The 25,947-nt window shown below is 71.0% G+C and carries 24 protein-coding genes; 8 read left to right on the top strand and 16 right to left on the bottom strand.

Annotation, left to right across the window (positions count from 1 at the left end; all coding sequences use genetic code 11):
* The first annotated feature begins 112 nt into the window (after positions 1-112).
* A complete protein-coding gene (gene rocD, locus AB0I98_RS06575; RefSeq protein ID WP_362936153.1) occupies positions 113-1,318 on the top strand; it encodes an ornithine--oxo-acid transaminase in 1,206 nt (401 codons plus the stop codon).
* On the opposite strand, the gene AB0I98_RS06570 is transcribed toward rocD, so the two are convergent.
* Together AB0I98_RS06570 and AB0I98_RS06565 are read right to left on the bottom strand one after the other, a co-directional pair.
* Positions 1,315-2,508 (bottom strand): glutathionylspermidine synthase family protein, encoded by a 1,194-nt coding sequence (locus AB0I98_RS06570; RefSeq protein ID WP_362936150.1) that lies wholly within the window; start codon positions 2,506-2,508, stop codon positions 1,315-1,317. The genes rocD and AB0I98_RS06570 overlap by 4 nt on opposite strands.
* A gap of 20 nt (positions 2,509-2,528) precedes the next feature.
* Positions 2,529-2,876, bottom strand: a complete 348-nt coding sequence (locus AB0I98_RS06565; RefSeq protein ID WP_362936147.1) for a hypothetical protein — start codon at positions 2,874-2,876, stop codon at positions 2,529-2,531.
* A gap of 118 nt (positions 2,877-2,994) precedes the next feature.
* Here AB0I98_RS06565 and AB0I98_RS06560 point away from each other — a divergent pair, with 118 nt between their 5' ends.
* Complete coding sequence (locus tag AB0I98_RS06560; protein WP_362936474.1) at positions 2,995-3,864, top strand: hypothetical protein; 870 nt, start codon at positions 2,995-2,997, stop codon at positions 3,862-3,864.
* A gap of 27 nt (positions 3,865-3,891) precedes the next feature.
* Here AB0I98_RS06560 and AB0I98_RS06555 read toward each other — a convergent pair whose 3' ends face one another.
* Positions 3,892-5,277 carry a PLP-dependent aminotransferase family protein gene (locus AB0I98_RS06555; protein ID WP_362936144.1) on the bottom strand — a complete coding sequence of 462 codons (1,386 nt, stop codon included), beginning with the start codon at positions 5,275-5,277 and terminating at the stop codon, positions 3,892-3,894.
* Between the two features lie 47 nt (positions 5,278-5,324).
* Here AB0I98_RS06555 and AB0I98_RS06550 point away from each other — a divergent pair, with 47 nt between their 5' ends.
* Entirely contained in the window at positions 5,325-5,822 is a 498-nt protein-coding gene (locus AB0I98_RS06550) for a carboxymuconolactone decarboxylase family protein (RefSeq protein WP_362936141.1), read from the top strand.
* 70 nt (positions 5,823-5,892) lie between these two features.
* Here AB0I98_RS06550 and AB0I98_RS06545 read toward each other — a convergent pair whose 3' ends face one another.
* The 6 genes from AB0I98_RS06545 to AB0I98_RS06520 all read right to left on the bottom strand — a co-directional run bounded on the left by AB0I98_RS06545 (position 5,893) and on the right by AB0I98_RS06520 (position 14,505).
* Positions 5,893-6,852, bottom strand: coding sequence for an ABC transporter substrate-binding protein (locus AB0I98_RS06545; RefSeq protein ID WP_362936139.1), 960 nt, complete (start codon positions 6,850-6,852; stop codon positions 5,893-5,895).
* 1 nt (position 6,853) lies between these two features.
* Complete coding sequence (locus AB0I98_RS06540) at positions 6,854-8,794, bottom strand: ABC transporter permease subunit (protein WP_362936136.1); 1,941 nt, start codon at positions 8,792-8,794, stop codon at positions 6,854-6,856.
* Positions 8,794-9,969, bottom strand: a complete 1,176-nt coding sequence (locus tag AB0I98_RS06535) for a glycine betaine/L-proline ABC transporter ATP-binding protein (RefSeq protein WP_362936133.1) — start codon at positions 9,967-9,969, stop codon at positions 8,794-8,796. The genes AB0I98_RS06540 and AB0I98_RS06535 overlap by 1 nt, the downstream gene beginning before the upstream one ends.
* Positions 9,969-11,498, bottom strand: coding sequence for a GMC oxidoreductase (locus tag AB0I98_RS06530; RefSeq protein WP_362936130.1), 1,530 nt, complete (start codon positions 11,496-11,498; stop codon positions 9,969-9,971). The genes AB0I98_RS06535 and AB0I98_RS06530 overlap by 1 nt, the downstream gene beginning before the upstream one ends.
* Before the next feature lie 100 nt (positions 11,499-11,598).
* The gene (locus tag AB0I98_RS06525; RefSeq protein WP_362936127.1) at positions 11,599-13,110 is read right to left on the bottom strand and encodes an aldehyde dehydrogenase family protein; all 1,512 of its coding nucleotides are present in this window, start codon (positions 13,108-13,110) and stop codon (positions 11,599-11,601) included.
* Positions 13,111-13,320: 210 nt separating this feature from the next.
* On the bottom strand, positions 13,321-14,505 hold the full coding sequence (locus AB0I98_RS06520) for a hypothetical protein (protein ID WP_362936124.1): 1,185 nt from the start codon (positions 14,503-14,505) through the stop codon (positions 13,321-13,323).
* A gap of 110 nt (positions 14,506-14,615) precedes the next feature.
* On the opposite strand from AB0I98_RS06520, the gene AB0I98_RS06515 reads away from it, so the two are divergent.
* Positions 14,616-15,527, top strand: a complete 912-nt coding sequence (locus AB0I98_RS06515; RefSeq protein WP_362936121.1) for a helix-turn-helix domain-containing GNAT family N-acetyltransferase — start codon at positions 14,616-14,618, stop codon at positions 15,525-15,527.
* A 20-nt stretch (positions 15,528-15,547) separates the two neighbouring features.
* Here AB0I98_RS06515 and AB0I98_RS06510 read toward each other — a convergent pair whose 3' ends face one another.
* From AB0I98_RS06510 to AB0I98_RS06485, 6 genes are all read right to left on the bottom strand, one after another.
* Entirely contained in the window at positions 15,548-15,862 is a 315-nt protein-coding gene (locus AB0I98_RS06510; RefSeq protein ID WP_362936118.1) for a hypothetical protein, read from the bottom strand.
* An 85-nt stretch (positions 15,863-15,947) separates the two neighbouring features.
* Positions 15,948-16,937, bottom strand: a complete 990-nt coding sequence (locus tag AB0I98_RS06505) for a malate dehydrogenase (protein ID WP_362936115.1) — start codon at positions 16,935-16,937, stop codon at positions 15,948-15,950.
* A 396-nt stretch (positions 16,938-17,333) separates the two neighbouring features.
* A complete protein-coding gene (locus AB0I98_RS06500) occupies positions 17,334-18,539 on the bottom strand; it encodes a DUF2690 domain-containing protein (protein WP_362936112.1) in 1,206 nt (401 codons plus the stop codon).
* A gap of 431 nt (positions 18,540-18,970) precedes the next feature.
* A complete protein-coding gene (locus AB0I98_RS06495; protein WP_362936109.1) occupies positions 18,971-19,420 on the bottom strand; it encodes a helix-turn-helix transcriptional regulator in 450 nt (149 codons plus the stop codon).
* Between the two features lie 80 nt (positions 19,421-19,500).
* Positions 19,501-19,980 (bottom strand): DUF3017 domain-containing protein, encoded by a 480-nt coding sequence (locus tag AB0I98_RS06490; protein WP_362936472.1) that lies wholly within the window; start codon positions 19,978-19,980, stop codon positions 19,501-19,503.
* 31 nt (positions 19,981-20,011) lie between these two features.
* On the bottom strand, positions 20,012-20,866 hold the full coding sequence (locus AB0I98_RS06485; protein WP_362936106.1) for a bifunctional methylenetetrahydrofolate dehydrogenase/methenyltetrahydrofolate cyclohydrolase: 855 nt from the start codon (positions 20,864-20,866) through the stop codon (positions 20,012-20,014).
* Between the two features lie 243 nt (positions 20,867-21,109).
* Between AB0I98_RS06485 and AB0I98_RS06480 the strand changes: the two genes are divergently transcribed.
* From AB0I98_RS06480 to AB0I98_RS06465, 4 genes are all read left to right on the top strand, one after another.
* Positions 21,110-21,835: an RDD family protein gene (locus tag AB0I98_RS06480; RefSeq protein WP_362936103.1), complete on the top strand. Its 726-nt coding sequence runs from the start codon at positions 21,110-21,112 to the stop codon at positions 21,833-21,835.
* Between the two features lie 113 nt (positions 21,836-21,948).
* Positions 21,949-22,695 carry an FHA domain-containing protein gene (locus AB0I98_RS06475; RefSeq protein ID WP_362936101.1) on the top strand — a complete coding sequence of 249 codons (747 nt, stop codon included), beginning with the start codon at positions 21,949-21,951 and terminating at the stop codon, positions 22,693-22,695.
* Complete coding sequence (locus AB0I98_RS06470) at positions 22,692-24,260, top strand: protein kinase (protein WP_362936098.1); 1,569 nt, start codon at positions 22,692-22,694, stop codon at positions 24,258-24,260. Before AB0I98_RS06475 ends, AB0I98_RS06470 begins: the two co-directional genes overlap by 4 nt.
* 97 nt (positions 24,261-24,357) lie before the next feature.
* On the top strand, positions 24,358-24,744 hold the full coding sequence (locus AB0I98_RS06465) for a peptidase inhibitor family I36 protein (RefSeq protein ID WP_362936095.1): 387 nt from the start codon (positions 24,358-24,360) through the stop codon (positions 24,742-24,744).
* Between the two features lie 96 nt (positions 24,745-24,840).
* Here AB0I98_RS06465 and AB0I98_RS06460 read toward each other — a convergent pair whose 3' ends face one another.
* The gene (locus AB0I98_RS06460) at positions 24,841-25,851 is read right to left on the bottom strand and encodes an ArsR family transcriptional regulator (RefSeq protein ID WP_362936092.1); all 1,011 of its coding nucleotides are present in this window, start codon (positions 25,849-25,851) and stop codon (positions 24,841-24,843) included.
* Positions 25,852-25,947 lie beyond the last annotated feature (96 nt).

Here is a 25,947-nt window from a genome sequence, read left to right as displayed (position 1 = left end):
GCGCCAGTCACGGCCCGCGATCAGCCTACCGGGCGCATGAGTCGGCTTGGCTCCCGCGTCCGGCATCCGAGCGACGATAGGAAGGGGGTCCGCCTCATGTTCGGGAGTTGCCGTGACCGCTACGGAAAGCCTCATCGAAGCCGCCGACGCCCACAGCGCCCACAACTACCACCCGCTGCCGGTCGTCGTGGCGACGGCGGACGGGGCCTGGATGACGGATGTCGAGGGGCGGCGGTATCTGGATCTGCTGGCCGGGTATTCGGCGCTCAACTTCGGTCACCGCAACCGGCGGCTGATCGATGCGGCGAAGGCGCAGCTGGAGCGGGTGACGCTGACGTCGCGGGCGTTTCATCACGACCGGTTCGCCGCGTTCTGCGCGGAGCTGGCCGAGCTGTGCGGCATGGAGATGGTGCTGCCGATGAACACGGGCGCGGAGGCGGTGGAGACGGCCGTGAAGACGGCCCGGAAGTGGGGGTACCGGGTCAAGGGCGTGCCGGCGGAGATGGCGAAGATCGTGGTCGCGGGCGGCAATTTTCACGGCCGTACGACGACGGTCATCAGCTTCTCCACGGATCCGGAGGCGCGCGCGGACTTCGGGCCGTACACGCCGGGCTTCGCGATCGTGCCGTACGGGGATCTGACGGCGATGCGGGAGGCGATGACCGAGAACACCGTGGCGGTGCTGCTGGAGCCGATCCAGGGCGAGTCGGGGGTGATCGTGCCGCCGCCCGGTTATCTGCCGGCGGTGCGGGAGCTGGCTCGGGAGCGGAATGTTCTCTTCGTCGCCGACGAGATCCAGTCGGGGTTGGGGCGGACGGGACGTACCTTCGCGTGCGAGCACGAGGGGGTGGTGCCCGACATGTATGTGCTGGGCAAGGCGCTGGGCGGTGGCGTTGTGCCCGTGTCGGCCGTGGTGTCGAGTGCCGAGGTGCTGGGGGTGTTCCGGCCCGGGGAGCACGGGTCGACGTTCGGCGGGAATCCGCTGGCCTGTGCGGTGGCGCTGGAGGTGCTGGCGATGCTGCGGACGGGCGAGTTCCAGGCGCGGGCCACGGAGCTGGGCGAGCATCTGCAGCGGGAGCTGGCGGGGCTGGTCGGCACGGGTCATGTGACGGAGGTGCGGGGGCGCGGGCTGTGGGCGGGCATCGACATCGCCAGGGCGTACGGGACGGGGCGGGAGGTGTCCGAGAAGCTGATGGACCGGGGTGTGCTGGTGAAGGACACCCATGGGGCGACGATCCGCATCGCGCCGCCCCTGGTGATCGGCAAGGAGGACCTGGACTGGGGGCTGGCGCAGTTGCGGGCCGTGCTGGGGGTCTAGAGGATCACGTGCGGCAGAAAGCGTGCGTACTCGTCTGTGATCAGGCCGGACGACTCCCGGATGCCGAGGCCCGCCGACTCGTTCGCGACGACCCAGGCGCCGAGGACGACGCGGTTGCCGTCGAAGTCGGGAAGGGGGGCCAACTCCTGGTAGCAGCAGGGCTCTTCGCGTACGGCGGGATCGGCGGCCGAGGTGGCCGGCTCGTGGATGGTGACACCCGCGCCCTCCCGGCCCAGCAGGGGCTTGGCGACGTAGCCCGTGGTGGTGGCCAGGTCGCGGGGGCCGTCGAGGTAGGCGGGGAGCAGGTTGGGGTGGCCCGGATACAGCTCCCAGAGGATGGCCAGCAGGGCCTTGTTGCTGAGCAGCATCTTCCAGGCCGGTTCGATCCACAGGGTGCTGCCGGTGCCGCCGCCGTTGTCGAGGGTGTCGAGGACGTGGCCGGCGAAGCGGTCGGTGGTGAGCCATTCCCAGGGATAGAGCTTGAAACAGCCGCGGATGAAGCGGAGTTGGTTGTCGACGAAGCGGCCGGAGAGGCGGTCCCAGCCGATCTCCTCCATGGAGATCCAGGCGGTGTCCAGACCCGCCTGTTCCGCCGTCTCCTTCAGATAGGCGACCGTCATCAGGTCCTCGCCGAGTTCGTCGGCCGAGGAGTGCGCGAAGTAGAGCGGGCTGCCGGGCGGGAGCAGCGCGGACTGCTGTTTCCAGGCGGCGATGAGGCGTTCGTGGAGGGAGTTCCACTGGTCGGCGCCCGGGAAGCGCTCCGCCATCCAGAACCACTGGGGCGAGGCCGCCTCCACCAGGGAGGTGGGGGTGTCGGCGTTGTACTCGAGGAGTTTCGCCGGGCCCGTGCCGTCGTAGCGGAGGTCGAAACGGCCGTAGACGGAAGGGAGTTCGGTGCGGCGGTGCCAGGCCTCGGTGACCGCCTCGACGATGCGCGGGTCGGTGATGCCGAGGTCGGCGAAGCGGTCCTCGCGCACGATGTGCTCGGCCGCTGCCAGGCACATGCCGTGCAGTTCCTCGACGACCTCCTCCAGCGCCTCCACTTCCGGGAGCGAGAAGACGTAGTAGGCGCTCTCGTCCCAGTAGGGGCGCAGGGAGTTGTCGGGGTGGCGGGTGAGGGGATAGATGAGGCCCTGTTCCTCGACGGTCTGCTGCCAGCCGGGGCGGGGCTCGATGGTACGGCGTTCCATGGGTGTCGGTACGTTCCCGTTCAGCCGCCGGAGCTGCCCTTGTCGCTGCCGAAGCCGCCCCGGTCGACTCCGCTGCTCCCGCCGCTGCCCGACGAACTGCCGGATCCCTTGCCGGACTTGGTGAAGGAGCCGCCCTTGACCCAGTCGCCCTTCTTCTTGCCGCCGTAGTAGTAGGCGCCGTCGACGGTCGTGGCCGACTTGCAGTTCTTGTCGGCGATGACGTTGTAGCCCTTGCCGAGGCGGTAGCTGTCGCGGTCCACGCAGCGCTTGTCGGGGTCGGAGGAGCAGGAGGTCAGGGCCGCGGCAAGCAGTCCCATGCCGCCCAGTACGACCGTGCCCGAGCGCAGTTGCCGGCGTGTGTCGGCCATGTTCATGTCTCCCCGTTGGTGTGGATCTTCGGCGGTCAGCTTAGAGATCGGTAAGAGGGGCCCCGCAGCCGGGCCGCCCCTCGCGCCTCTCCCCTACTGTCACTTTGTGCTCTTTGGAATGGTGTGCGCCCTTGGTGCCGCGGTCTGCTTCGGTACGGCGACGGTGTTGCAGGCGATGGCGACGCGGACTGCGGACACGGGCCGGGGCGGGGAGGCCGCGCTGTTCCTGCGGGCGGTCCGGCAGTGGCGGTATCTGGCCGGGCTGGCGCTCGACGGGCTGGGGTTCTTGTTCCAGGTCGCCGCGCTGCGGTCGGTGCCGATCTACGCGGTCGGCGCGGCGCTGGCCTCCAGCCTCGCCGTGACGGCGGTGGTCGCGGCGCGGCTGCTGCGGGTACGGCTCACCGGGAGCGAGTGGGCCGCGGTGGGGGTCGTGTGCGCCGGGCTCGCCATGCTGGGGGTGGCGTCGGGGACGGAGGGCGACCGGGGCGGGCCGGCGGCGTTGGAGTACGCGATGCTCGCCACGGCCGTGGCGGTGCTGCTGCTCGGGCTGGGCGGCGGGCGGCTGCCGGAGCGGGGGCGTGCCCTGCTGCTGGGGCTGGGCGCCGGGTTCGGCTTCGGGGTGGTCGAGGTGGCGGTGCGGCTGATCGACTCGCTCGCGCCCTCGGACCTCCTCGCGAATCCGGCGGCGTACGCGCTGCTGCTGGGCGGCGGCGCCGCGTTCCTGTCGCTGACCTCGGCCCTGCAGCGCGGCTCGGTGACCACCGCCACCGCCGGGATGGTGATCGGGGAGACCGTCGGGCCCGCGCTGGTGGGCGTGGTGTGGCTGGGCGACCGTACGCGAGAAGGGCTGGCGTGGCTCGCCGTGCTGGGGTTCCTGGTGGCCGTGGCGGGGGCGTTGGCGCTGGCGCGGTTCGGGGAGGTGACGGAGGAGGTGCCTGAGTCGGCCGCCCCCGGGAATGTCCCGAGTTCTGCGGATCCTCAGCCTTAGAGCCTTGGAGCCTGAGCCGGGCCCGTCCTACGGCAGCACCCTGCACAACGCGTCCAGCGCCCCCGCCCACGCATGGTCCGGCGGTGTGCCGTACCCCACGACCAGCGCGTCCAAGGGCTCGGTCACCGCCTCCCGGTGGCGAAAGTAGGTCAGTCCGTGCAGGGCGAGGCCCTGCCAGGTGGCGGCCTGGAGCACCGGCTTCTCGGTGCCGGGCGGGAGGCGCAGGACGGCGTGCAGGCCGGCCGCGATGCCGGTGACCCGCACCTCCGGCGCCCGCGACGCCAGGGCCGCGACCAGGGCGTCACGGCGACGCCGGTAGCGCAGCCGGGCGGCGCGGACATGGCGGTCGTAGGCACCGGACGTGATGAACTCGGCCAGCGTCAGCTGGTCCAGCACCCCGCAGGTGTCGTGGCCGCCCTTCGCCGCCACCGCCTCGTCCGTCAGGCCGGGCGGCAGGACCATCCACGCCAGGCGCAGCGCGGGGGCGAGGGACTTGCTGGCCGTGCCGAGGTGGACCACGCGGTCCGGGTCGAGATCCTGGAGGGCGCCGACGGGCTGGCGGTCGTAGCGGAACTCGCCGTCGTAGTCGTCCTCCAGCACCAGCCCGCCGGTGCGCCGCGCCCAGTCCACGACGGCCGTCCGTCGGTCGCGGTGCAGGGGCACGCCCATGGGGAACTGATGGGCGGGGGTGAGGAGTACGGCGCCGACGCCGCTCAACTCGCCGATGCCCGTGCCGAGTTCATCGAAGGGCAGCGGGCAGGTGCGCAGGCCGGCGGCCGTGAGCAGGTTCCAGTGCGGGGGAAGGCCGTACGACTCCACGGCGACGGTCCGTGTGCCGCGCGACCGCAGGACCGTGCTGAGGAGTCCCAGGGCGTGGGCGAAGCCGGAGCAGATCAGGATGCGGTCGGGGTCGGTGCGCACGCCGCGGGCTCGGGCGAGGTAGCCGGCGAGTGCGGTGCGCAGTTCGACGCGGCCGCGGGGGTCGCCGTAGCCGAGGGCGTCGTTCGGGGCGGCGGTGAAGGCGCGGCGGGCGGCCTTGAGCCATGCGGCGCGGGGGAAGGAGGCGAGGTCGGGGGTGCCGGGGCGCAGGTCGTACGTCGGACGGTGCTGCTCGCGGCGGGAGCGGGACGGGTCGGCCGGCGGGACGACCGTACGGTCGCCGACGCGGGTGCCGGAGCCCTGGCGGGCGGTGAGCCAGCCCTCGGCGACGAGGTCGGCGTAGGCGTCGGCGACCGTGTTGCGGGCGATGCCCAGGTCGGCGGCGAGGGTGCGGGAGGAGGGCAGCCGGGTGCCGGGGGCGAGGCGGCCGGTGCGGACCGCCTCGCGCAGGGCGTCGGTCAGGCCCCGGCGCAGGCCGGTGCCGGTCGGTTCCAGATGCAGGTCGACGCCCAGAGTGGCCCAGGATTCCGCCATGGAAATGGACCATACTCCTGGGCTGCTTCGCTCCTAGGGTCGAGGGCATGACCACACACGAAACCGTTCCGTACGCCCCCGAGCACACCCCCCGGCTGGCCTGGGCCGAGCACGCCCCCGAGGTCTACAAGGCGATGGTCCGTCTCGACGCGGCCTCCCGGAAGGGACTCGACCCCAAGCTCCTGGAGCTGGTGAAGGTCCGCGCCTCGCAGCTCAACCGCTGTGCGCTCTGCCTCGACATGCACAGCAAGGACGCGCTGGCCGCGGGCGAGAGCGTCGAGCGGATCATCCAGCTGGGCGCCTGGGAGGAGTCCCGGCACTTCTACACGGAGAAGGAACTGGCCGCGCTGGAGCTGACGGAGGCCGTGACCGTCCTGACCGACGGCTTCGTGCCGGACGAGGTCTACGAGACGGCCGCGAAGCACTTCGAGGAGGCCGAACTGGCCCAGCTGATCGCCGCGATCACGGTGATCAACGCCTGGAACCGGTTCGGCGTGACCTGCCGGATGGTGCCGGGGCACTACACGCCGGGGGATCACGGCTGAGGACCCCGGGAGACCACGGGTGAGGACACCGGGCGCCCTCCGCTAGGGCGCCCGGCGTGCTGCTACCGAGCTACCGGGACAGCCACGCCCGCCACGTCGACTCGTGGCTGTCCACCCACTTCTTCGCCGCCTCCTCGGGGCTGAGCTTCTGGTCGGCGATCATCAGGGAGACCTCGTTCTGGTCCTCGGTGGTCCACTTGAAGTTCTTGAGGAACCGGGCCGCCTCGCCGCCGTTCTTGGCGAAGTCGGCGTTGAGGTACTTCTGCAGCGGGGTGTGCGGATAGGCGCAGGCGACCTTCTCCGGGTCGGCGTCGCAGCCCTCCTTGTACGCCGGGAGCTTCACCTCGGTCATGGGGACCTTCTTGAAGAGCCACTGGGGGGCGTACCAGTAGGTGAGGAAGGGCTTCTTCTCCTTGGCGAACTGTTTGATCTGGGTGATCTGCGCGGCCTCCGAACCGGCGAAGACCACCTGGTAGTTCAGCTTCAGGTTCTTGACCAGCGCCTTGTCGTTGGTGACGTAGGACGGGGAGCCGTCCATCAGCTGGCCCTTGCCGCCGCTTTCGGCGGTGCGCAGCTGGGAGGCGTACTTGTTGAGGTTCTTCCAGTCGGTGACGTCGGGGTGCTGCTTGGCGAAGTACGTCGGGACGTACCAGCCGATGTGCCCGGTGACGCCGAGTCCGCCGCCGTTCACGATGGTCTTCTTGTCGGCGACGTAGCGCTGCTCCTCCTCCGGGTGGCCCCAGTCCTCCAGGAGCGCGTCGACGCGGCCCTGGCTGAGCGCGTCCCAGGCCGGCACCTCGTCGATCTGGACGGTGTCGACGCGGTAGCCCAGCTCGTGTTCGAGCAGGTACTGGGCGACGGCGACATTGGCCTGCGCGCCGACCCAGGACTGCACGGACAGGGTGACGGACTTGGTGCCCTGGGCGTTGGCGAAGGGCGAGGCCTGCTTGGTCATGTCGGCGGCGCCGCAGCCGGTGAGCAGCAGCAGCGAAGACGCCCCGGCCACCATGGCAGTCGTACGAAGTCGCATGTCACGCTCCCTTCTTCGCGCGGCGTTCGGTCGGCTGGGTCACCCGGTCGAGCATCAGGCCGAGGCACACGATCGCGGCGCCCGCGACCAGGCCGGTCGCCAGATCGCCCTGCGCGAGCCCGAACACGACGTCGTAGCCGAGGGCTCCGCCGCCGACCAGGCCGCCGATGATGACGACGGCGAGAACCAGCACCACGCCCTGGTTGAGCGCGAGGAGCAACGCCGGGCGGGCGAGGGGGAGTTGGACCTGCCGGAGTTGCTGCCAGGTCGTCGCGCCGAGCGAACTCGAGGACTCCAGCGCGGCCGGGTCGACCTGGCGCAGGCCCTGTGCGGTGATGCGGACGACGGCCGGAAGCGCGTAGACGACGGCCGCGGCGACGGCCGGGGCGCGGCCCACGCCGAACAGCGCGACGACCGGGATCAGGTAGACGAACTGCGGCATCGTCTGGAAGACGTCCAGGACGGGACGGAGCAGCCGCTCGACGCGGTCGCTGCGGGCCGCCGCGATACCGGTCGCGAAGCCGAGGACGAGGGTGACGGCCACGGCCGCGAGGACCTGGGAGAGGGTGTCCAGCGAGGAGTCCCAGACGCCGAGTACGCCGATCGCGGCCATGGCGAGTACGGCGGTCAGCGCGGTGCGCCAGGTGCCGATCAGCCAGGCCAGCGCGGCGACGATCAGCAGCACCGACCACCAGGGCAGCCACTGGAGCCCGTCACGGACCGGGTCCAGGACCCATGTGGTGAAGTGCGCGGCCCAGTCGGCGGTGCCGCCGATGACGGGGACGCCGGAGTAGAGGTGCGCGGTCATCCAGTCGACGGCCCGGTTGACCGGTTCGGCGATGGCGACCGTCCAGGCGTCCGGCCAGTCGGCACGGCCCGCGAACCGGGCGGCGAGGGCGATGACGAGGGCGCCGACGGCCCCGTACGCCCATATCGCCTTACGACCGTCCCCGCCCCGCTGCTCGCCTGCCGCACCGGTCACGCGGTCCAGGACGACCGCGATCAGCACGATCGGAATCCCGGCCGCGAGCGCGACGCCCACGTCGACCGAGGCCAGCGCCTGGTAGACGCGGTCACCGAGACCGCCGCCGCCGATCACCGACGCGATGACCGCCATCGACAGCGCCATCATGATCGTCTGGTTGAGGCCCAGGAGGAGTTCCTTGCGGGCCAGCGGGATACGGGCGGTCAGCAGGCGTTGGCGCGCGGTGGTGCCGAGCGACTCGACTGCCTCCAGCACCTCCTTGTCGGCGCCGCGCAGGCCGAGGGCCGTGAGGCGGGCCATGGGCGGGGCGGCGTAGACGACGGTGGCGAGGACGGCCGCGGGGACGCCGATGCCGAAGACCAGGACGACGGGGAGGAGGTACGCGAAGGCGGGCAGCACCTGCATGGTGTCCAGGACCGGGCGCAGAGCGCGGTCCGTACGAGGGGACAGTCCCCCGGCGAGACCGAGCAGTACGCCGACCACGACCGACGCGAGGACCGCCACGACCATCAGGGCGAGGGTCTGCATCGTCGGGATCCACATGCCGAGCAGGCCGCAGGTGAGGAACGCGGCGGCCGTGCCGAGGGCCAGGCGCACGCCGGCCACCCGCCAGGCGATCAGTGCGCCGACCGCGGTGACGCCTGCCCAGCCGGCGGCCAGCAGGAGGAGGTAGACGGCGCGTACGGAGACGACGACGGCGTTGCTGACGTGGCCGAAGAAGTAGAGGAACAGGGGGTGGCTGTCCCGGTTGTCGATGATCCAGTCGCTGGTCCTGGTGAGGGGCTCGGATACGTCGACGGTGAGCGCGTCGGGCCAGGCGCCGCCGGTCCAGCGGGCGTGGGCGAGGGGGACGAGGATCGCTGCGGTGAGGGTGAGGAGGGTGAGCTTGGCCACCGCCTGGTGCTTCAGGACGCCAGGCAGTGCGGTGCGAGAGGTCGGGACGGTGAGCGTTGCCATCAGACCGCCTCCGCGTGGGGGTCGGCGTCGGGGCGTGGCGCTCGCCCGCGCTGGCGGGGTGCCGCTGCGCCCACCCGTGCCGCCCCAGCGGCACGACTGCCCGCAGTTACGGCGGTTTCACGGCTGCCGCTGCTCGCGGCTACGGTGCCTGCGACCACGCCGAGCAACTGCTCGTGGTCCACCACCCCGAGGCAGTGGCCCTGCTCCACCACACACGCGGGCTTTCCGGAGTGGGCCACCGTCTTGATCGCCTCCGCGACGACCGCCTCGGGGGCCAGCGCGTCGGGATGCTCCGAGCCCCCGCACTCCCCGGCCCGCATCGCCGTCCGCACCGTCATCACCTGCTCCCGCGGCACATCCCGTACGAATTCCCGTACGTACTCGTCGGCCGGAGAGCCCACGATCTCCTCCGGCGTGCCCAGTTGGACCACGCGGCCGTCGCGCATGAGGGCGATGCGGTCGCCCAGCTTCAGGGCCTCGCTGAGGTCGTGGGTGATGAAGACCATGGTGCGGCCCTCCTCGCGGTGGAGGCGGATGACCTCCTCCTGCATGTCCCGGCGAATCAGGGGGTCCAGGGCACTGAACGGCTCGTCGAAGAGGAGGACTTCGGGGTCCACCGCCAGTGCTCGGGCCAGGCCCACCCGCTGGCGCTGGCCGCCGGACAGCTGGCTCGGCTTGCGGTGTTCCATGCCGTCCAGGCCGACCTTGGTCACCACCTCCGCCGCCCGCGCGCGGCGCTCCGCCTTGCCCATGCCCTGGATCTCCAGGCCGTAGGCGACGTTGTCGAGGACGGTGCGGTGCGGGAGGAGGCCGAAGTGCTGGAAGACCATCGCGGCACGGTGGCGGCGGAGTTCGCGGAGGCGGGGCTTGTCCATGGCGCGGACGTCCTCGCCGTCGATGGCGATCGTGCCGGACGTCGGCTCGATGAGGCGGGTCAGACAGCGGACCAGGGTGGACTTGCCGGAGCCGGACAGGCCCATGACGACGAAGACCTCGCCCTTGCGGACGTCGAAGGAGACATCACGGACGGCGGCCGTACAGCCGGTGCGGGCGCGGAGGTCGGCGGGTCCGAGGGCCGCCAGTTCCGGGTCGGCGGGAACGCGGTCCGCCTTCGGGCCGAAGACCTTCCACAGGCCCTGGACGGAGAAGACGGGCGTGTTCGGCGTCGTACTCATCACGCACCACCACCGATCAGGTCGACGGCCTTCTCCCCGACCATGAGCACCCCGATCATCGGGTTCACGGCGGGCATCGTCGGGAACACGGACGCGTCGGCGATCCGGATCCCCTCCAGGCCACGGATCCTCAACTGCGGGTCCACGACCGCCTGTTCGTCGGCCGCCGCGCCCATACGGCACGTGCCCGCCGGGTGGTACACGGTGTGCGCGACCTTACGGGCGTACTCGCTGAGTTCCGCGTCGCCGAGGATCTCCGGACCGGGGCACACCTCGCGCTTGAGCCAGCCCGCGAGGGGCTCGGTCTTGGCGATCTCGCGGGCGATGCGGATGCCGTCGACCAGCGTCCGACCGTCGTAGTCGTCCTCGTCCGTGAAGTAGCGGAAGTCGAGGGCGGGCTTCACGGCAGGGTCGGCGCTCGTCAGGTACAGGCGGCCACGGGACTTCGGCTTGGGGATGTTCGGGGTCATCGATACGCCGAACTCCGGGCGCTCGTAGCCCAGTCGCTCCGGGTTGTCCGTGAACGGGATCTGGTAGAAGTGGAACATCAGGTCCGGGCCCGCGTGTTCGGGGTCGCGGCGCACGAACAGGCCCGCGTCGGAGTCCATCGCGGAGTTCTCCGGGATGGGGCCGTCCGTCTCCCAGACGATCACCGACTCCGGGTGGTCGAGCAGGTTCTCCCCGACGCCGGGCAGATCGTGGACGACCGGGATGCCGAGTGCTTCCAGGTCCTTACGGGGCCCGATGCCCGAGTGGAGCAGCAGGCGCGGCGAGTCCACGGCACCGGCGCAGAGCAGGATCTCGTTGCGGGCGCGTACGACGAACTCCGCGCCGTCCTTGTCCCGTACGTGCACACCCTCGGCCCGCGTGCCGTCCAGCTCCAGCCGGTACGCCCACGTCTCCAGCAGGATCGTCAGGTTCGGGCGCTCGTCCATCACGGGGTGCAGGTACGCCACCGACGCGCTCGACCGCTTGTTGTTCTCCGGGTGGTAGGCGAGGTCGAAGAAGCCGACGCCCTCGGTGAACGGCTTCTTGTTGAAACCCTCGACGCGCGGAACGCCGAGTGCGGCCTGCGCGGCGTCGACGAAGTCGCGGGCGATGGCGTTCCGGTCCTTCTCGTCGACCGGGACGATGTTGTTCAACAGCCGCGCGTAGTACGCCTCCATCGGCACTGCGCCCCACCCCTGAGCACCGGCCGCCTCCCACTCGTCCCAGTCGGACGGCAGCGGCTTGAAGGCGATGAGCGTGTTGTGGCTCGAACACCCCCCGAGCACCCGGGCACGGCTGTGCCGGATGTGCGAGTTGCCGCGCGGCTGCTCGGTCGTCGGGTAGTCATAGTCCAGCTCACCACCGAGCAGCCCCATCCAACGACGCAGCGTCAGCACGTCGTCCCGGCCGACATCACTCGGACCGCCCTCGATGACGGCAACGGTGACATCCGGATTCTCAGTGAGGCGCGAGGCAATGACGGAGCCCGCGGTGCCGCCGCCGATGACGACGTAGTCGTAGAGGTGGGGGTTTTCGGACATGGGACAGTAACTCCAAAAGGGATCAAGGGGCGTGACTGGACGCGCCCCAAAGGGGCGCGGGGAACTGCGCGACCAGCCACGACGGCGCGGCAGACAACAGCTACCCGGCGAACCAGCGAACCGGCTTCGGCGCCAAGTTCTGATACACATGCTTGCTCTCGCGATACTCCGCAAGCCCGGCCGGACCAAGCTCGCGCCCCACCCCACTCTTGCCGAACCCACCCCACTCCGCCTGCGGCAGGTAAGGGTGGAAGTCGTTGATCCAGACGGTCCCGTGCCGCAACCGCGCAGCGACCCGGCGGGCCCGTCCCGCATCGGTCGTCCAGACGGCGCCAGCGAGCCCGTACTCCGTGTCGTTGGCGAGGGCCACCGCCTCGTCCTCCGTGCGGAACGTCTCGACGGTGAGGACCGGGCCGAAGACCTCTTCGCGTACGACCTTCATCTCGCGGTGGCACTGGTCGAGCACCGTCGGCTCGTAGAAGTAGCCGGTGGCCGGGCGTTCCGCGCTCGGCTCGGGACGCTTGCCGCCGGAGCGCAGCACCGCGCCCTCTTCCAGCGCGGAGGCGACGTACGACTCGGTTTTCGCGCGCTGCTGCTCGGAGACCAGCGGGCCGCACTCCACGCCGTCCTCGGTGCCGCGGCCGAGGCGGATCTTCGAGGCGCGGTGGGCGAGTTCGGCGACGAAGCGCTCGCGGACCGACTCCTCGACGATGAGCCGGGAGCCCGCGGAGCACACCTGACCGCTGTGGATGAAGGCGGCGTTGAGGGCCTGGTCGACGGCCGTGTCGAAGTCCTCGTCGGTGGCGCAGGCGTCTGCGAAGACGACGTTGGGGTTTTTGCCGCCGAGTTCGAGGGCGACCTTCTTGACGGTCACGGCGGCGGCCTGGGCGACCTTCGTGCCGCTGATCAGGCCGCCGGTGAAGGAGACGAGGTCGACGTCGGGGTGCTCGGCGAGGCGGGCGCCGACCGAATGGCCGGGTCCGGTGACGATGTTGGCCACGCCGGCGGGCAGACCGGCCTCCGCGAGCAGGTCGATCAGGGCGATCGTCGTCAGCGGCGTGATCTCGCTCGGCTTGATCACGAAGGTGTTGCCGGCCGCGAGCGCCGGGGCGATCTTCCAGCTGGCCTGCAGCAGGGGGTAGTTCCAGGGCGTGATCAACGCGCAGACGCCGACCGGCTCGTGCACCACGACGCTGTGGATGTCGGGCGAGCCCGCGTCGACCACCCGGCCCGCGCCCTCCGCCGCCACCAGGTCGGCGAAGTAGCGGAAAGCGTCGGCGACGCAGTCGATGTCGATCCGGCCCTCTTCGACGGTCTTGCCCGCGTCACGGCTCTCCAGGAGCCCGAGCGGCTCACGGTCGCGCACGAGGAGATCGGCGACGCGGCGCAGCAGCGCGGCGCGCTCGGCGACGGGGGTGTGCGACCAGTCCCCCTCGTCGAAGGCGCGGCGGGCCGCGGCGACCGCCAGATCGGTGTCCTTCTCGTCACCCTCCGCGACCACGGCGAAGGGCAGGGCGTCTGCCGGGTCCACAACTGCGCGGGTGGCGCCGGAGACCGCTTCCAGCCACTGGCCGTCGACATGGATCGTCCGTTGCGCCTGCTGCCTTGCCATGATCGGTATTGCCTTCCGTTCCTGTTCAGTGCCCCTGAGTCACACACGTGTCACCCTCGGGGACCGTGAGCGCCTGCCCCCGGCCTCGCTGATCCATGCGCAATACATGGCCGAAAGTGGGGCGTGTCACTGAACAGGCGCCTTGGTCGCCTCAGTCGATGGACGCCGGTTCGCAGGCGTAGGGCGGGCAGAAACCCTCCAGCGCGGCGGTCAGGAGCTGGAGCTCGTCCTCGCGGCCGTCGGAGTCGAGGCCGTACGCGGCGATCGCGTAGATCTTGCCGTCCTCGGCGACGAAACGCTCGTCGTAGACATGCCAGGGGCCGACATCGGGCTCGCCCCTGAGGGAGTCGGCCAGATACTCCAGCCGGGAGCCCGGCAACTCGCCGTCGTCGAGGGTCTGGAGGTCCAGTTCCTTGAAGCCGGGGGCCTTCGGGGTCTCGTCGGACAGGAACAGCTCGAAGGACTCCTCCGGTGACCCCTCCGCCACCTGGTACACCTGCAGCCGGCGTTCGCCATCCGGGCTGCGGTAGGAGGCGTCGGGGGTGGAGACCGGCGGCACGGCGCCGCCGGCTCGTGGCGGCCGACGGCTCGTCGCCCCCAGAACGGCCGCTTCTCGTGGTACATGATCAGCGGCGCGTGCTGTTCGACACGGATGCGTTCCTTGAGCCGCTGGAAGCGCTGCCCCTCGGCCTGCTCGGCGGGGTCATCGGCCGCGTCCGGGAAGCGCTGCGGGGACAGTTCTGCGGCCAGCACCTTGGCGAACTGCCCGCGCTGCCCGGCCACGCACAGCGCGATCAGCGCGAACACGCCGAGGGTGAGCCCGGCCTGCCAGGGCTCCAGGATGCCACCGGCCTCGGAGAAGTCCGGGGCGAGCAGGTCGGTCCAGGTGGAGGAGTCGCCGACGTAGTACGAGTCGCCGTAGGAGGAGTAATAGGAGGAGGAGTACGACTCTTCGTCCCCGCCGCCGAACGCCGCGACCACGGTGGTGATCAGGAACATCGTGAAGAGGATGCGGCCCCACCAGCGGAACATGAAGGCGGGCAGCCGTCGGTACAGCGGCGGCTGCGCCTCCTTGCCGCGGACCCAGGAGGCGACCGCGAGCAGCAGGCTGGGGACGAGGAACCCGGCGAGCAGTCCGCCGGTCAGCGGCAGCCCGACCACCCACAGGCCGACGATCAGCCCGGCCCAGAGCAGTTCCTGGCGCCGGGCGCGCAGCGCGTGGGCGAGCACCCGGGCCGCGTCGAAGCCGAGCGACGGGGCCACGATCCGCTGTTCGTGGAGGTGCAGCTGCTCGATGACCCGGTCCCGGTAACCGGAATCCAGATAGGTGCCCGCGCACAGCAGCCGGGTCGCCTCGCTGGCGTGCGGCGGTGTGGGCGGGTGGGGCGGCAGCATAGAGGGGCAGGTGGGGCGAGGGAACCGGAATGCCGGGAGGCCGGGAGACCGGGGCGGTCCGCGGCCCTGCGGTGGACGAGCCCGCATCCTTTGACTAAAGTCAAAGAAGTATGGAGCCAGTCAGCACTGAGCCAGTCTCGACGGAACATGTGACGGCCTTCCGCCGGTTCAACCGCTACTTCACGCGCCGTATCGGCGCGCTCGACGACCACTACCTCGGCCAGGACCGCCCGCTCGGCGAGGCCCGGCTGCTGTTCGAGATCGCCGAGAGCCCGGCCGGGGTGTCCCTGCGGGAGCTGAGGAGCCGGCTCGGCCTGGACGCCGGGTACCTGAGCCGGATGGCGAAGGCCCTGGAGGCGCAGGGCATGGTCCGTATCGCCGTGCACCCCGACGACAACCGGCTGCGGATGGTCGAGCTGACCCCGGCCGGGCACGTCGAGCTGAAGGAACAGCAGCGCCGGGCCAACGCCCTCGTGGCCCACCTCCTCGGCGGCCTCACCGACCGGCAGCGCGCCGACCTCACGGAGGCGATGACCACCACCCGCCGCCTGCTGCGCCTCGCCGCCATCACCGTCGACCTCGTCGACGGCGCCTCCGAGGACGCCCGGGCCTGCCTCGACGCCTACGCCGCCGACATCGACGACCGCTTCCCGGAAGGGTTCGACCCGTCGGACCTCGTACGGCCCGAGGAGGTGTCCGGGGACGCCGGGGCGTTCTTCGTGGCGTACGAGGAGGGCAGGCCGGTGGGGTGCGGGGCGCTGCGGCGGCTGGAAGACGGCGTCGGCGAGATCCGCCATGTGTGGGTGCACCCGGACGCCCGGCGCCTCGGGCTCGCCCGCCGGATCCTCGACGCCCTGGAGCGGGAGGGCCGACGCCGCGCCTTCGACGTCGTACGACTGGACACGCACGCGGTGCTCACGGAGGCGCAGGCGATGTACCGGGCGTGCGGATACCGGGAGATCCCGGCGTACGTCGACCACGTCTACGCCCACCACTGGTTCGAGAAGCGGCTACGGGACTGACGAGGAACCCGTCGCGTGAGTCACTTGGCGGCCGCGGACTTCGCCAGCTCCACGGCCGCGACCAGGCTGAGACCCGGCTCCGCCTGACGCAGCACCTTGATCGCCTCGACCGAGTCGGCCGGCCCCTGATATCCCGCGCCGGCCAGTCGCTCACGCACCCAACGCGCCCGTACGTCCGACTCGGTGGCCGCGGCGGCCCGCTCGGCGACCGCGACGGCCCGCTCCAGGCCGGGGCGTTCCTCTGGGCTCGCCTCGGCGAGGGCCTGGCGGAGGGACGATACGGCCACGTCCGCGTCCCGCACGAAGATGACGGCGCTGCTGCTTTTCCCGAACATGCGGACCAGTCTTCCAGGCAACCCTGAACGCACTGATCCCCGGGCCACGCGCACCGCGGCCCGGGGATCGGGAGAAAACGTCGGCTCAGATGAGGCCGAGACCGCGGACCGCCTCGCGCTCCTCCTCGAGCTCCTTGACGGAGGCGTCGATACGGGCGCGGGAGAACTCGTTGACGTCCAGGCCCTGGACGATCTCGTACGCGCCGTCCTTGGTGGTGACCGGGAAGGAGGAGATGAGGCCCTCCGGGACGCCGTACGAACCGTCGGACGGAATGCCCATGGAGACCCAGTCGCCGTCGGCGGTGCCGTTGACCCAGCTGTACACGTGGTCGATGGCGGCGTTGGCGGCGGAGGCCGCGGAGGACGCGCCGCGGGCCTCGATGATGGCGGCGCCGCGCTTGGCGACGGTCGGGATGAAGTCCTCGGCCAGCCACTTCTCGTCGTTCACGACCTCGGCGGCGTTCTTGCCGGCGATGGTGGCGTGGAAGATGTCCGGGTACTGGGTGGCGGAGTGGTTGCCCCAGATCGTCAGCCGCTTGATGTCGGCGACCGAGGCGCCCGTCTTCTTCGCGAGCTGGCTCAGCGCGCGGTTGTGGTCGAGGCGGGTCATCGCAGTGAAGCGCTCGGCCGGTACGTCGGGGGCGGCGGCCTGCGCGATGAGCGCGTTGGTGTTGGCCGGGTTGCCGACGACCAGGACCTTGATGTCGTCCGCGGCGTGGGCGTTGATGGCCTGGCCCTGCGGCTTGAAGATGCCGCCGTTGGCCTCCAGGAGGTCACCGCGCTCCATGCCCTTCGTGCGGGGGCGGGCACCCACGAGCAGCGCGACGTTGGCGCCGTCGAACGCGACGTTCGGGTCGTCGGTGATCTCGATGCCCTGGAGGAGGGGGAACGCGCAGTCGTCCAGCTCCATGGCGGTGCCCTCGGCGGCCTTCAGCGCCGGGGTGATCTCCAGGAGCCGCAGCTTGACCGGCACGTCCGCGCCGAGCAGCTGGCCGGAGGCGATGCGGAAGAGCAGGGCGTAACCGATCTGGCCGGCCGCGCCGGTGACGGTGACGTTCACGGGAGTGCGGGTCATGGCGTTCTCCGTATGACAGCTGGCGATGGGGCGTCCCTGCCCCGGGGGTCCGAATGATCGATCTCTTGGCGTCAAGAGAGATCACCGGTCAGGCTATCGCGCATCCGGGATCCCGGACGTCCGGCCCCCTGTAACCCACCCCACAGCCCCCAAAAGAAGGCGGCCGCCATGCCCGGGAGAGGGGGGACAACAGCGGCCGCCAGGTGGGGGTACCGACACAGCCGGACTCCCGTGGGGGTAGTTCTCCGCCTGCCCCCTCCGGGGCGAGCCATGCGTGTCGTACCGCAAATTGTTCCGTTGCCCGGCGCTGAGCCTGGGGGCTGCCGCCCCCAGACCCCCGCTTCGGCCTGACGGCCTCGTCCTCAAACGCCGGACAGGCTGGAAAGTTGTCGCTTCCTACTCCGTACAACCCTGCTCGCCGGAGGCCAACGTCACGCACGCCTCCGCCTCGCCCGCATCCTTCACGGCCACCATCGGCGTGTACGCGATGGTGTCTCCGGCGGCGGTGATGGACCCCGTCTGCTCGGCCTTCCCCACCGTCACCTGCACCTCATCGCCCTGCGCGGCAGCGGTGATACGCCCCCACGCCGCGCCACAGGTCTCGCTGTACCGCACCTCGACAACGGTCGTACCGACAGTCGCCGTCTTCGCGGTGGTCACAAGGTCGCCACTGCACCCCATGGCCTCCGCGTCCTTGCCCGTGCAGTCGGCGCCACTGCACTTGACGCCGGCCGGCAGCGCGGGATCGGAGCTGGCGGACGGCGAGGGCGACTTGGCCGTGTCCTTGGGCTTGTCGTCGCCGCGCTCCATGAAGAAGAACGCGGCGGCGGCCACGACGAGCACCCCGACGACCCCCGCGAGGAACATCGTCACCTTGCGCTTCCCCGACGACCCGCCGGACGGCGAACCGTCCCCGGGACGAGGCCCCTGCGGCGGCTCACCGAACGCCCCCGGCACGACAGCACCAGGCACGGCAGCACCCGAACCCACAGGCACACCCGTACCCGTACCCGCACCCGCACCCGCACCGACCGCTCGCGACCCCCCAGCCTGCGAAGGCCCCGCATATCCGGCCATCCCCCACGAGTTGCCCCCACTGGAACGGCCGGGCGTACCGGACGTACCGGGCGTCCCCGGCTCCGCGTCCCGCACATCCGGCGCCGTCGGCTGCGGCGGCACCGTCGGTGCCACCCCCGCCGGTCCCGCAATCCCCGGCGTCGCCGTCGCGCTGCCGCTCTTGCGGGCCGTCTTGCCGCTCTTCGCGTTGGCGGGCGGCGCCCCGAACTCCCCGAGCGCGGCACGCGCCTGGGAGATCCGGATCGCCTCCATGGTCATGTCGTGGCGCATCTCCGAACGGCTCCACGCACGCTCGGCCAGCTCCCACATGGTCGTCAGATGGATGGGATTGGTCCCGGTCACCTCGGCCAGCGCGACGATCGCACCCTTGGGCGCGAGCAGCCGGCCGTTGAGATAACGCTCCCAGGACGTCTTGCTGTAGCCCGTGCGGTCGGCCACCGCGGCGACGCTCAGGCCGCTGCGGTCCACCAGCCTCCGCAACTGGCTCGCGAACTCCCTGACCTGCGGATCGAGTTCATCCGGCAAGGCCCTCCAACGAGGCATTGCTTCCCCCCTCTTCCCCCCGGTTCGTGCTGTTTCTTGCCCCCGCGCATGGTGCCCTCTGCCGAGTCCCCGTTCTGGCTACCCACAGGGATGCGCCCAGTCAGGATCTCAGTTCCCGGGGTGGGGGCGCACGGGTGCATCGGGGCCGAGGGCCTGCACCGTCGCACGCCCACAGGACCGTGGTCCAGTCTCCCACCGGTGAAGCCCTCTCCCCGACCCCGCCCGGCAGTCCCCCTGGCAGACACTCGGGACGTCCCGGACCGTCCCGATTGGCCACGCTAGCCCGATTGTTGAGCGACTTCGTCGTAAATCCGCGAACTTGTCAACACATCGACACACAGAACGCACATACGCGGTCACCGAAAGCGCACAGGCCCCGCAACCCCCAGCACCCGCGGGCGGCGTACCCGGCCCTATCCGAAGACGACGACGCCGATCACCGTCAGCGCCAGCAGAACCAGTACGAGCACGACGGCCACCACGAGCAGCCGACGGGACGGATCCGCAGCCGGCTCCTCGTCCGGCGCGTCCCACCACGGGCGCGTGGGGTCGTCCTCGTACTCCTCGCCCTCGTCGCCCTTCTGCGATCCCGCCGGTCGCGGCCAGGCCTCCACCGCCATCTCCCAGCGCACCCCCAGACGTTCCGCGTCCACGCCCGCGACCCGGCACAGAGCGACCACGGCCTGCCGGGGCGGCGGCTGCGTGCCGTTGAGGTAGCGATGCCAGGAGGACTTGCTGTACGCGGTACGCGCACCGAGCGCGACCAGGCTGAGGCCGGTCCGGTCCTTCACCTGCCGCAACTGCTCCACGAAGTGCCGTACCTCCGGCGGCAGATCCTCAGGCAGCGGCTGCCACCCGCCCATCGCTCACCTCCTACAGCGCCCCGTAAGGGGCGCGGGGAACTGCGCGACCAGCCCCCACACACCCGCAGCGAACCGACAACCTACGTATCCACAGTGAAGTGCAGCGTGTCCTTCAAGAACGGAATCTCCAGCCAAGGATTCGGCTGCACCATCAACGCCAGCAGGACAATCGCAAGCCCCAGCACCCCATACGTGGCGATATCCGTGAACCGCGACCGAACCGCCAGCATCCCCACCCCCGGCAGCACAAACCGCAGCACGGCCCCACTCAACAGGGCAACGCCAATCAGCATCGTGCCGATACGGAACGCATCGAGCGCCGTCACCAGCAACCCCACCCCCACCAGCGACAGCACCGCCAGCATCGGCCACTGCCGGGCAGGCGCCGGAGCGTCACCACGCGCGGCGCGCCCGCCACCCTCCGGACGTGCCGTGTCCCTGGTGAACAGCGGAAAGCGGCGAGTGACCCGCCGCGCCCTGCCCTCGGCATCGGGCGCACTGACCGCGTCCCGCACCTCAAGCTCCTCGGCCGCCTCGCCGGCGGGCGTCGCCTTCTCCACGTCGCTGCCGTCGGCCGACACGCCGCTGCCGTCAGCCGACACTGCGCTCCGCCGCCTCGACCACGTTGACGAGCAGCTGCGCCCGGGTCATCGGGCCGACACCGCCGGGGTTGGGGGAGATCCAGCCGGCGACCTTCGCGACGTCCGGGTGGACATCGCCGACGATCTTGCCCTCGGCGCTGCGCGAGACACCGACGTCGAGGACGGCGGCGCCGGGCTTGACGTCCTCGGGGCGGATCAGATGGGCGGAGCCCGCGGCGGCGATGATGATGTCGGCGTTCCGCAGATGCGCCGACAGGTCCCGCGTGCCGGTGTGGCACTGGGTCACGGTCGCGTTCTCGCTGCGCCGGGTCAGCAGCAGCGGCATCGGGCGGCCGATGGTGACACCGCGGCCGACGACCACGACCTCGGCGCCCTTGATCTCCACGCCGTAGCGGCGCAGCAGGGTGAGCACGCCGTTCGGGGTGCAGGGCAGCGGCGCGGGCTCGTTGAGCACCAGCCGGCCGAGGTTCATCGGGTGCAGCCCGTCCGCGTCCTTGTCCGGGTCCATCAGTTCCAGGATGCGGTTCTCGTCGATGCCCCTGGGCAGGGGCAGCTGGACGATGTAACCGGTGCAGGCGGGGTCCTCGTTCAGCTCCCGCACCACCGCCTCGATCTCGTCCTGCGTCGCCGTCGCGGGCAGCTCGCGCTGGATGGAGGCGATACCGACCTGCGCACAGTCGCGGTGCTTGCCGGCGACGTATTTCTGGCTGCCGGGGTCCTCCCCGACCAGGATCGTGCCGAGGCCGGGCGTGACGCCCTTCTCCTTCAGCGCCGCCACGCGGGCGGTCAGGTCGGACTTGATCGCGGCTGCGGTGGCCTTGCCATCGAGAATCTGGGCGGTCATGGCTCCATCCTCCCGGATGACCGGGCCCTGGTTCCAATCCGGGTCCCGTCCGCCGCCGGTCCGGGCCGCTCGTGGATGTTGCACTTGCACAACACACAGCGAACACGGCTGGACAAATAAGTCATCCATAAAGAACGATGAGCGGCGCCATATCGCGGTCCGTGTTGGGGGGCAAGCCGCTCAGATCTGATGTTCCTCCGCGCCTCCGCACCGTCCCCACCCGCGCAACGGAGGAAACCCAGCATGAGTTTCGGCTCACCCAACAACCCCTACGGTCAGCCACAGAACCCGCAGCAGCCGCAACCGCCGCAGCAGCCCGGGTACGGCTATCCCCAGCAGGGCCAGCCCGGCTACGGCTATCCGCAGGCGCCGCAGGGCTACCCGCAGGCACCGCAAGGCGGCGTCCCTCCGCAGGGCGGCTACGGCTACCCCCAGTACCCGGGCGGCGCCGGTATGCCGGGTGCTCCCGGCGGTCCGGGTTATCCGCAGGTCGCGTCGATGGGCCGCCGGTTCGGTGCGCGGCTGCTCGACGCCGTGATCATCGGCGTGCTCTACGCCATCCTCGCGTTCGCGGGCATCGCCGGTTCCGTCGGCGCCGCCCAGGACTGCGACCCGAACGCGGTCGACTACAACAGCTGCATCAACGACGCCTCCTCGGACATCGCGGCGTCGTTCGGCGCGGTGTTCGGCGTGCTGGCCATCGCGAGCCTGCTCTACGAGTGGCTGATGGTCGGCCTGGTGGGCGCCACCCTGGGCAAGCTCGCCGTCGGCATCCGCGTGCTGAAGGCGGACACCGGCCAGAAGCCGGGCCTGGGCTCCTCCTTCATCCGCTGGATCATCCCGCTCGTCGGCAGCTTCGCCTGCGGTATCGGCCAGCTCTTGGTCTACCTGTCCCCGTTCTGGGACAAGTCGGGGCGCCAGCAGGGCTGGCACGACAAGGCGGCGAGCACGATGGTCGTCCAGAACTGACGCTTTCGCGCCAATCATGTGGCAGGGCCGTGTCTCACCCGTGCAGGGGAAGGCACGGCCCTGCCGCGTTCCCTACTCTGAACCCGTAGCCGCCAGGCACGGGGAGACGCACCTTGTACAGCATCATCGTGGTACCGCCGCCGAGCGCGGCGGACCAGCCCGACCGCCCTCAGCTCCGAATCGCCCCGGGTGAACGGCTCACCTTCGGGCGCGGCACCGACAACGACCTGGAGATCGCCCACGACGGCGTCTCGCGCAGAGCGGGCGCCATCGCCGCGCAGGGGGCCTTCTGGGTGCTGAGCAACCTCAGTTCGAGTCAGACGTACGTCGTGGAGAACCCGGAGGGCGCCGGCGAGCACATCAAGGTGGGGCCCGGGCGACTGGACGCGCCCGTCCCCTTCGAGTTCTCGCGGATCGTGCTGCCCGCGGCCGGCGACCTGCTGTCGGTCGAGGTGTGGGCGCCGCGCCACGACTACCTCAGCACGGCGGGAGGCCTGGACGGCGCGACCACCGCCCCGGCGTTCTCCGTCGACCGCACCAAGCGCTACTTCGCGGTCCTCGCGGCCCTGTGCGAACCGCGTCTGCGCGGCGAACCGCACGCCCCGCTCCCCACCATGGACCAGGTCGTCGAACGCCTGCGTCCCAACTGGCCCGCCGCGTCCCGCACTTCGGTGCAGTGGAACATCGACTACCTGGCCGTGAAGCTGCGCCTCAAGCCCGGCCCGGACACGGCGGACACGGGCCCGCGCCTCAACGGCAAGAAGGAGTCCCTGGTCTCCCTCGCCCTCCGCTTCGACCTGGTCCGCGAGGACGACCTCGTGGTCCTGTCCGACCCCTCCCCCGGCCGGGTGGCTCCGTGACCGAGCCGTACGCCGTGTCGGTGCCGAAGGGCTACCGGGCGGGCCCCTGGGAGGTGCGGGCACCGATCGCGACGGGGGCGTTCGGGAGTGTCTACGAGGCGCGGCGGGCGGGCCCCGACACCGGTGCCGACCTGCCCCGCACGGCCGCCCTGAAGTTCCTGCCCACCGGCACCGGCACCCCGCGCCAACTCGCCCATCTGCGCGAACTGATCGAGCGCGAGGTCGAGTTGCACCGCAGGCTGAAGCAGCCGCGGCTGATCCGGATGTACGACACCTTCACCGTCGACGATCCGGCCGTACCCGCGCTCGACGGCGCCACCGTCCTCGTACTGGAGAAGGCGGAGGGGTCGCTGTCGGCCCTGCTCGCCGCCGACCCCCGCCCGGCCGCCGGGCCCGCGCTGCTCGCGCAGATCTGCGAGGGCCTGGCGCAGCTGCATCACGCCGGCTGGGTGCACGGAGATCTGAAGCCGGCCAACGTCCTGCTGATGCGGGACGGTTCGGCCCGGCTCGCCGACTTCAACATGGCGGCCGAGCTGGAGGGCACGCACGCGTACACACCCGCCTTCTCCACCCCCGACTACACCCCACCCGAGCTGCTCTGGTCGGAGATCGGCGAACGGGGCCGCCGTATCCGCCCGTCGGCCGACGTCTGGGCCTTCGGTGTACTGGCACATCTGGTCCTCACCGGCTCCTTCCCGTTGCCCGGCGGCACCCCTACCGCCCGCCGCGACGCGGCCGCCGCCTACGCCCGCGGCACCGACGAGCTGCGTCTGTCGCCCGAACTCCCGGACGCCTGGCGGGAGATCGTGCGGGACTGTCTGACCCGGACGCACGGCGACCGGATCGGCACGGACGCGTTGCTGCGCCGCGTCGAGACCGCCGCAGGCACCACCCGCTCCCCGCGCCTGCCCCGCGCCCTCCTCCCCGGCCGCCGCTCCCGCCGTACGACCGCCCTGGCCGCCGCGATCGCCACCGTCGGCGTGGCGGCGCTCGGTTACGGCATCAGCAGCTGGGCGGACGGGGGCGAGGCCTCGGACGACGAGCCCCAGAAGGTCACGGCCGCCACCTACGGCGCCGCGGAACTCCGTACGGACAAAGGCGTCCCGGTCGCCTACCGCCGCCTGATCGTCGACTCCGCCCACGACTGCGTGCAGCCGGAGGTCACCCCTGCACTGATCGCCGCCCTGCTGAAGGCGGAGAGCAACTTCGACCCGAACCTCTCCGATCCGGGCGCGGGTGAGGAGGGCGAGTACGGCATCGCCCGCTGGACGCCCAGCATCCTGCGCTGGTGGATCAGCGCGGACGGCGTCCCGCCGAAGGAAACCCCCAGACCTCCCCTCACCCCCGCCGAGTCGATCCCGGCCGTGGGCCGCTACCTCTGCTTCATGGAACCCCGCCTCAAGCCGTCCGGCCTGTCCGGCGACCGCCAGGTCCTGCTGGCCGCCGCCTACCGGACCTCGACCAAGGTGGTGAACAACGCGGGCGGTGTTCCCCCGAAGTACCGCGACTACGCCGCCCGCGTCGCCCACTACCTCAAGGAGTACACGCCGCCGGGCAAGAAGTGACCCTGAGAGTTCCGAGGTACCTCTCCTTGTTCCTTCCACGCGAGGGTGAGGACGTCCGCCTACGGGGGTGGGTGAACGTCTCAAGGAAGGACACACCATGAAGAAGTCAATCGGGTTCAAGCGGGCGACCGCCGCTGCCGCCGCGCTCGCCGCGGTCGGGCTGCTGTCGGCCGGCGCCGGCACCGCATCCGCCGACGCGTCGTCCGACTCGTCCACCAGCAATGCCCGTCTGGCGGCCGCCAGCTGGCACGCCTTCGCCGAGACCGGCTTCGAGGGTCTGGACGGGTGGTTCTCCGGAGACACGGGGGCGTGCACCTACGTCGGCGACAACTGGAACGACAGCATCCGTTCCGCCCGCACCGAGAGCAGCGCCAGGGTGGAGCTGTGGGAACACGCCGACTGCACCGGCTGGTCGATCACCATCGACGACACCGGCTACGGCAACATCGGCCCGTGGGTCAGCGCCTACCGCGTCACCACGTAGCACTCCAACAGGCCGCTCACCCGGCCGCGGCCTCCGGTCCCCTCGGGGGAGGGCCGGAGGCCGTTCCGCGTCATGCCGCACCTCGCCGCCCTGCGATCAGCCGGACGTCCGCTGTGTTGCGGCGCGGAGCAAGGACGCCCCCGTGGGTGTGAGGGTGTGCAGCACGGTCGGGCCGTTCCGGACGGTGGTGATGAGGCCCGCGTCGCGCAGCGCGGTGGCGTGTCGGCTGGCGGAGGACGCCGAGACTCCGGCGGCGCGGGCGATCTCACCCGTTGTGGCGCCGGTGGACGCGGCGCGCAGGGCGACCGCTCGGGCACGTCCGAGCAGGGCGGTCAAGGGCCGCTCGGGAACCTCGACTTCGTGCGCGGCATCAGCGGGTCCTGGCTCATGCAGCAGCGAGTACCAGAGCACGGGCGGCATTTCCGGGTCGGCGAAGGCGACCGGCTCAGCCCAGTTGAAGTACGAAGGGATGAGGGTGAGCCCACGTCCGTTCAGATACAGGTCCCGGTCCTCGACCTGCTTGGGATAGACGACCTCCAGGACGGGAGGGCGCCAGCGCAGCATCGGCCCGAGTCCCGACAGCATGCCCTCGACTCCGCCGTCCAGCAGCCCCCGGGTACGCGCCGCCCGCTCAGCCTCGATCCGGGCCTGCGCCTGTTCCTCGTACGGCGCGAGGACCGCGTCGTGGTAAGCGCGCAGCATCCCCACGAACTCCTTGCGCGCTTCCGGCCCGGCCAACTGCCCGGCCCACGCGGGTGCTCCGATGGTCCGGTCGAGGATGGCCATCTCACGCAGGACCCGTTGCGGAGGCGTGGCCAGAATCGATTCCAGTCCGGCGGCCAGGTCGCCCACCGCATCGGCGGGAGTCAGAAAGTCCGGAAAGTACGCCGCCCTTGGATACAGGGGCAGGAGAACGCTCCGCAGCACACGCTCCAGCCCCTTCTCCCGCAGCTGTTGCCGTGTCGTGCGATACCACCCGGCGTAGGCCCACCGCCCTGTCCGCGACTGTAATCGGTGCATACTCGCGGCGATCTCCCAGAGCGGATCGAATGCCACGGCAACCCGGGTTCTCGCCAGATCCGCGTCGCCGAAATGAATGCGGAGCATGTCAGTCTCCCCCGTTGACCTCGGCTTTTGCTCTACAGCGCAACAGCATTGGTTCGGCACGGTCAGCTGGGCGATCGTAGGTCGCGGAGATCAAGA

The sequence above is a fragment of the Streptomyces sp. NPDC050211 genome (assembly GCF_040656035.1).
In the GTDB taxonomy this organism is placed as follows: domain Bacteria; phylum Actinomycetota; class Actinomycetes; order Streptomycetales; family Streptomycetaceae; genus Streptomyces.
Note: the sequence above shows the minus strand (reverse complement) of the source record. Positions and strands in the feature narration are given on the sequence as shown.